The sequence below is a fragment of the Acidimicrobiales bacterium genome, from assembly GCA_036491125.1.
GTDB lineage: Bacteria > Actinomycetota > Acidimicrobiia > Acidimicrobiales > AC-9 > AC-9.
Window position 1 is genome coordinate 1 of the sequence record DASXCO010000131.1, and the last position, 5,233, is coordinate 5,233.

Sequence of the window (5,233 nt, forward strand, 5' to 3'; positions counted from 1 at the left end):
AGCTCCCTCATGGGCGGGTCGATCTCCTGCAGCACGACCGAGGGATGGATGTTCGGCAGCTCGAGGACGACCCCCATGAAGGCCGCCTGGTGCATCGCCTCGGGCCGGCTGTGCTCCTCCTCGGCCCCGACCTCGGACTCCTCGGACTCCTCGGACTCGAAGGGGCCGTCGGCGGGCTGCGCCGGGCCCTCCCCGGGCTCGGGCGAGGGTGGGAGCCCGTGCTGGCCTTCATTGGCCTCGGAGGGGACCCCAGAGGCGGCGGCCTGGCCCACGACGGAGTGGGCGGGGCCGGGTCCCCCGTCGCCCGCCATCGACGCCCTCAGCGGAATCGCCGCATGCCCACATTGAGCACGATCCCGATGGCGGCGAAGAAGGCGATGGTCGCTGATCCGCCGTAACTCATGAAAGGCAGTGGGATACCCGTGATCGGCATGATACCCATCGTCATGCCGGCATTCTGGAACACCGACAGGCCAATCAGGCCGAGCACTCCCCCGGACAGCAGCGTGCCCAGGTTGTCCCGCGCCATCTGGGCGATCCGGAGGATGCGCCAGAGGATGATCCCGAACAGCGCCAGCAACGAGGCGGCGCCGAGGAAGCCCAGCTGCTCACCGACGGCCGTGAAGATGAAGTCGGTCTGCTGCTCGGGCACGTAGTTGAGGTTGGTCTGGGAACCGTTGAACAGACCCTTGCCGGTGGTACCCCCCGAGCCGATGGCGATCTTCGACTGGGCCAGGTTGTAGGTCGACTGCTGGCTCTGGTTGCTGCTGGTGTTCCCGCCCTGGGCAGCCGGCGTCGTCTGGCCGGCCGGTGTCTGGTGCACGAAAGAGGTGAGCCGTTGAACTTGATACTGCTTGAGCACCCCCAGCTGCACGACGGCGACGATGAGGACCACGGCGAGCAACCCGAGCGCGGCCAGGTAGCGCCCTCTGACCCCCGCCACCACCATCATGACCAGCAGGGATGCGGCCATCACCATGGCCGTCCCCAGGTCCGGCTGCCTGTAGACGAGAAGGATCGGGATACCGGCCATCACCAGCAGGACGATGACGTGGCGGAGCATGATGGCGCCCTGGTGCCGTCGCAAGTACGCGGCCATGGCCAGGATGAGGGCGAGGCTGGCGAAGGCCGAGGGCTGCAGCTGGAAAGAGCCCACCTGGAACCAGCGCTGGGACCCGAGGGCGCTGCGCCCCAGCGGGCTCAGCACCGCCAGCAGGCCCAGGAGGACGGCGCCGTAGGCGATGACGCCCAGGAACTCGAACCGGTGGTAGTCGATGAGCATCACGACGACCATGACCACCACGCCGATGACGGCGTAGAGGAGCTGCTTCTTCAGATAGAAGCGGGGATCGGCGCCGGCGAGCTCCAGCTTGCCTCTGGTCGCCGAGTAGACCATCACCACGCCCATCGCGGCCACGGCCAAGGTGGCGACGGCGAGCACCACGTCGACGTGCTGGAAAATGGTCGTGCGGCTCCGAGCCCGGGTCGGTTGGTCCAGGACGCGTAAAGCCACCATCACCTCCTCGCCACGACCGCCGCTATCGTGGGCCGCACCGATTCTGAATGAGCCCCGGGGGCAACGCAAGCCACCCCGGGTACGAGTCAGCCGCTGGGGCTACCCGCCTCCAGAGATTCGACCCACTCTCGCGCCGGCCGTTGACCCGGGCCGGGCTCGGTCGGCAAGGATGCCAGGCGTGATCTTCGCTGCGACCACACCCCTGATCAGCGGTCAGAACGACCAGGGCTACATCCACGACCTCCTCCGCCAATACGGAGCCAGCGAGTTCTTGGCCCGCACCGTCCAGTTCGTCGTCGTCCGTCCTCTCGAGATCATCCTCATCCTCGTCATCGCCTGGCTGGCCTCCCGGCTCGGCGCCAGGGTGGCGAAGCGGACGCTGCGCTCGCTCAGCAACCGGACACGACTGGAGTCCCTCTCACCGCGAGCCTCGCTCCGCATCGAGACGATCGGCTCCCTGGTCGCCAGCCTCTGGCGTGCCGTGGTCTGGATCGTCGCGGCCCTGACCATCCTGGGCGTGCTCGGGATCAACCTCACGCCCATCCTGGCCGGGGCCACGGTCATCGGGGCTGCCCTCGGCTTTGGCGCCCAGAGCATGGTGCGCGACTTCCTCTCCGGCTTCTTCATCATCGCCGAGGACCAGTACGGAGTCGGCGACGCCATCGCCGTGGGTGACACCCAGGGCACCGTCGAAGAGGTCAACCTGCGGGTCACCCGTCTCCGGTCGGTCGATGGCACGGTCTGGTATCTGCCCAACGGCGAGATCCGACGGGTCGGCAACTCGTCGATCCAGTGGTCCCGCGCCCTGGTCGACATCGTCGTGCCGTACGGAACCGACATCGATCGGGCCACCGAGGTGGTCGCCGACGAGGGATCGGCGGTCGCGTCGGATCCGGCGTGGTCCTCCATGTGCCTGGGCCCGCCCGAGGTCTGGGGTGTGAACTCTATGGACCACGAGTCGATCACCATCCGACTCGTGGTCAGGACCACCACGTCGCAGAAGGACACCGTCGCCCGCGCCATGCGAAGCCGCATCAGCGCCCGCCTGCAGCGCGAGGGCATCGTCGCTCCCGGTCCCGGGAGTTAGCGCGACTGCAGCACCTCGACGGCCGCGGCGCGCATCACCGCAAGGGGGGCGTCGTGGCCGGTCCACAGCTCGAAGGCCAGGGCGGCCTGGTGTACGAGCATCCCCATGCCGTTGACCGCGGTGGCCCCCTGCCGGCGCGCCGCCTCGATCAGGGGGGTGGTCGCCGGGTGGTACACCAGATCGACGACGACCTGACCGGGAGCGAGCCGGCCAGCCTCGACCAGCGGGGCGCCATCGGCGGAGTCCCCGATCGGGGCGGCCCCGACCGTCATCCCGACGGGCGTCGCGTGCACCACGAGATCCATGTCGCCGATCTCGGCCGCGTGTCCCGTCCGTCCGACTCCACCAGCCAGCGCCGCCGCAGCTCGACCGCGGTCGGCGGTGCGGTTCACGACGACGACCTCGGCCGCCCCCGCCTGGGCCAGCGCCAGCACCACCGCCCTGGCCGCTCCGCCCGCTCCGATCACGAGGCAACGGCGCCTCGAGGGGTCGAAGCCGGGCTCCGACCGCAGCCCGTCGATGAACCCCTGTCCGTCCGTGCTCTCCCCGACCAGCTCGTCGTGCTGTCGGACGACGGTGTTGACGGCACCGAGGGTCGCGGCCGTCGGTGAGCACCGGCCCAGCGCCTCGGCTACCGCGCTCTTGTGGGGCATCGTGACGGAAAGACCTTCGATGCCCAGCGCCATGGCGCCCACGAGCGCCTCGCGCGCCCGACCGGCTGGGACCGGAAACGCCAGATAGGCCCAGTCGAGGCCCACCGCCTTGAAGGCGGCGTTGTGCAGGGTCGGCGAGAGAGAGTGTCGTACGGGATCGCCGATGACCCCCGCCAGGCGGGTTGCCCCGGTCGGCCACACCGTGTTCGTCAACCCAGGCCGCGCTGGTGGGCCAGGGCGATGTTGGCGTTCTGCTCCGCCAGCGTCGTCGAGAAGGCCTCGGTCCCATCGGGTGCGACCACGACGAAATACAGCCAGGGGCCGGGCGTGGGGTTGAGGGCCGCCACGAGGGAAGCCTCCGAAGGGTTCGCGATCGGCGTCGGCGGCAGGCCGGCGACTCGGTAGGTGTTGTAGGGAGACGTGATGCTGAAGTCAGCCTTCGTCAGCGTGGTGAGGTGCCCGCCGAGGGCGTAGATCACGGTCGAGTCGAGCTGGAGCGGCATGCCTCTGGCCAGTCGGTTGTAGACGACCTGGGCCACCCGCCCCTGGTCGTCGGGGACCTTGGCTTCCCGCTCGACGATCGACGCGACTATGAGTGCTTCGTAGGGGGTGACCTTGATCCGTGCCGCCTGCTGGGCGAGACCGATCGCGGTGGCCTGGCTGTCGAAGGCGGCCACCATCTGGCCGAGGATCGTCAGGTCGTCGGCGCTGGGGTTGAACGAGTAGGAGGCCGGTTGGATCAGCCCCTCCAGGCTCGTGGTGCCCGGAGGCCCGAAGGTCGAGTGGACCCGGCCGCTGTTCGCGGCGGCGAGGAAGCCCGCCGCCGAGTGGCCCCGAAGCTGCCCGACCCTTGCCGCCACGTCGCCCAAGGTCGCACCGCTCGGGATCGTGACCCGATCGGCGCTGGGCCCGTGCCCGAGCGCGCCGACCACGTCGCCATAGGAGTCGTCTCGACGCAGCGCATAGCTCCCGGCCTGGACCGTGCCCGCTCCATGGATCCGCACGTAGAGGCGAAACAGCGTCGGGGACCCGATCACGCCGTTGCGAGCCAGGATGTCGGCGACGGCAGAGTACGAGCTGCCGGCGGGCAGGTTGACCGTGACCGTCCGTCCGGGACCACCCGGCGGGTTGACCTGGAAGTCGATCCAGATCGCCGCCGCCGTCACCACGACGAGCACCCCGGCAACGGAGGCGAGCACCACACGTTGAGTGAACGAGAGCCTGCGGCGGCGCTTCACCCACTCGGGACCTGCCTGATCGTCGTCGTCGGACGCGGTGGCCACGGCGCCCCCCTCGTCTTCGGGGCGTGACGGCCGCCGCGGCGCCCGACGCCAGTCGTCGGAGGGTGGCGATCGGCCGTCGACCGGGTCTCCTGTGCGGCCGGAGGCCCCGCGGTCACTCATCGGCCGTCCGCGGCGAGCTCCGTTGCGCGTGGCTATCGAGCCATGACTGCAACATGATGGCGGCCGCCACCTTGTCGACCGAGCCCCGTCTGGCCGTCCGGCGAGCCCCCCGCCGCAGACCCGACCGATCCAACGAGTGGCCCGCGCTAACCGTCGTCAAGCGCTCGTCGTGAGTCTCCACCGGCACACCGACGGCTCCCGCGAGCCGATCCGCCTCGGTCCGCGCCGCCCGGGCCGCGGGCCCGACGGTCCCGTCGAGTGACAGCGGCAACCCGACGACCACCGTTGAGGCTCCCAGCTCGGTCACGATCCGAGCGATCTCGGCGTGATCGCGGCCGACGTCGCCCGAGCGCTCGACCACCTCGTACGGAGAGGCCAGTGTCCCGTCGCTGTCGCTTACGGCGACGCCGACCCGGCGCTCACCCAGGTCGATACCCACCACCCTCATGTCAGGCCGAGGTTGGCGCGCACCAGGGCCAGGGCCTCGTCGATGCGCCCCGGATCCCGGCCGCCGGCCAGGGCCAGCTCGGGGCCCTTGCCCCCACCGCCGCCCACGATGCGGGCGGGCTCGGCC

At 70.2% G+C, this 5,233-nt stretch carries 6 protein-coding genes; 1 reads left to right on the plus strand and 5 read right to left on the minus strand.

The window, feature by feature from the left end; translation table 11 throughout:
* Together VGF64_10905 and rodA are read right to left on the minus strand one after the other, a co-directional pair.
* Positions 1–311 (minus strand): hypothetical protein (locus VGF64_10905; GenBank protein ID HEY1635258.1); only part of this gene is annotated, 311 nt, incomplete at its 3' end.
* Between the two features lie 8 nt (positions 312–319).
* Complete coding sequence (rodA, locus tag VGF64_10910) at positions 320–1,513, minus strand: rod shape-determining protein RodA (protein HEY1635259.1); 1,194 nt, start codon at positions 1,511–1,513, stop codon at positions 320–322.
* A 181-nt stretch (positions 1,514–1,694) separates the two neighbouring features.
* Between rodA and VGF64_10915 the strand changes: the two genes are divergently transcribed.
* Positions 1,695–2,603, plus strand: coding sequence for a mechanosensitive ion channel family protein (locus VGF64_10915; GenBank protein ID HEY1635260.1), 909 nt, complete (start codon positions 1,695–1,697; stop codon positions 2,601–2,603).
* On the opposite strand, the gene aroE is transcribed toward VGF64_10915, so the two are convergent.
* From aroE to ruvX, 3 genes are all read right to left on the minus strand, one after another.
* A complete protein-coding gene (gene aroE, locus VGF64_10920; protein ID HEY1635261.1) occupies positions 2,600–3,469 on the minus strand; it encodes a shikimate dehydrogenase in 870 nt (289 codons plus the stop codon). The genes VGF64_10915 and aroE overlap by 4 nt on opposite strands.
* Entirely contained in the window at positions 3,466–4,539 is a 1,074-nt protein-coding gene (mltG, locus tag VGF64_10925) for an endolytic transglycosylase MltG (protein HEY1635262.1), read from the minus strand. Before mltG ends, aroE begins: the two co-directional genes overlap by 4 nt.
* A 112-nt stretch (positions 4,540–4,651) precedes the next feature.
* On the minus strand, positions 4,652–5,107 hold the full coding sequence (gene ruvX / locus VGF64_10930) for a Holliday junction resolvase RuvX (GenBank protein ID HEY1635263.1): 456 nt from the start codon (positions 5,105–5,107) through the stop codon (positions 4,652–4,654).
* Between the last annotated feature and the right edge of the window lie 126 nt (positions 5,108–5,233).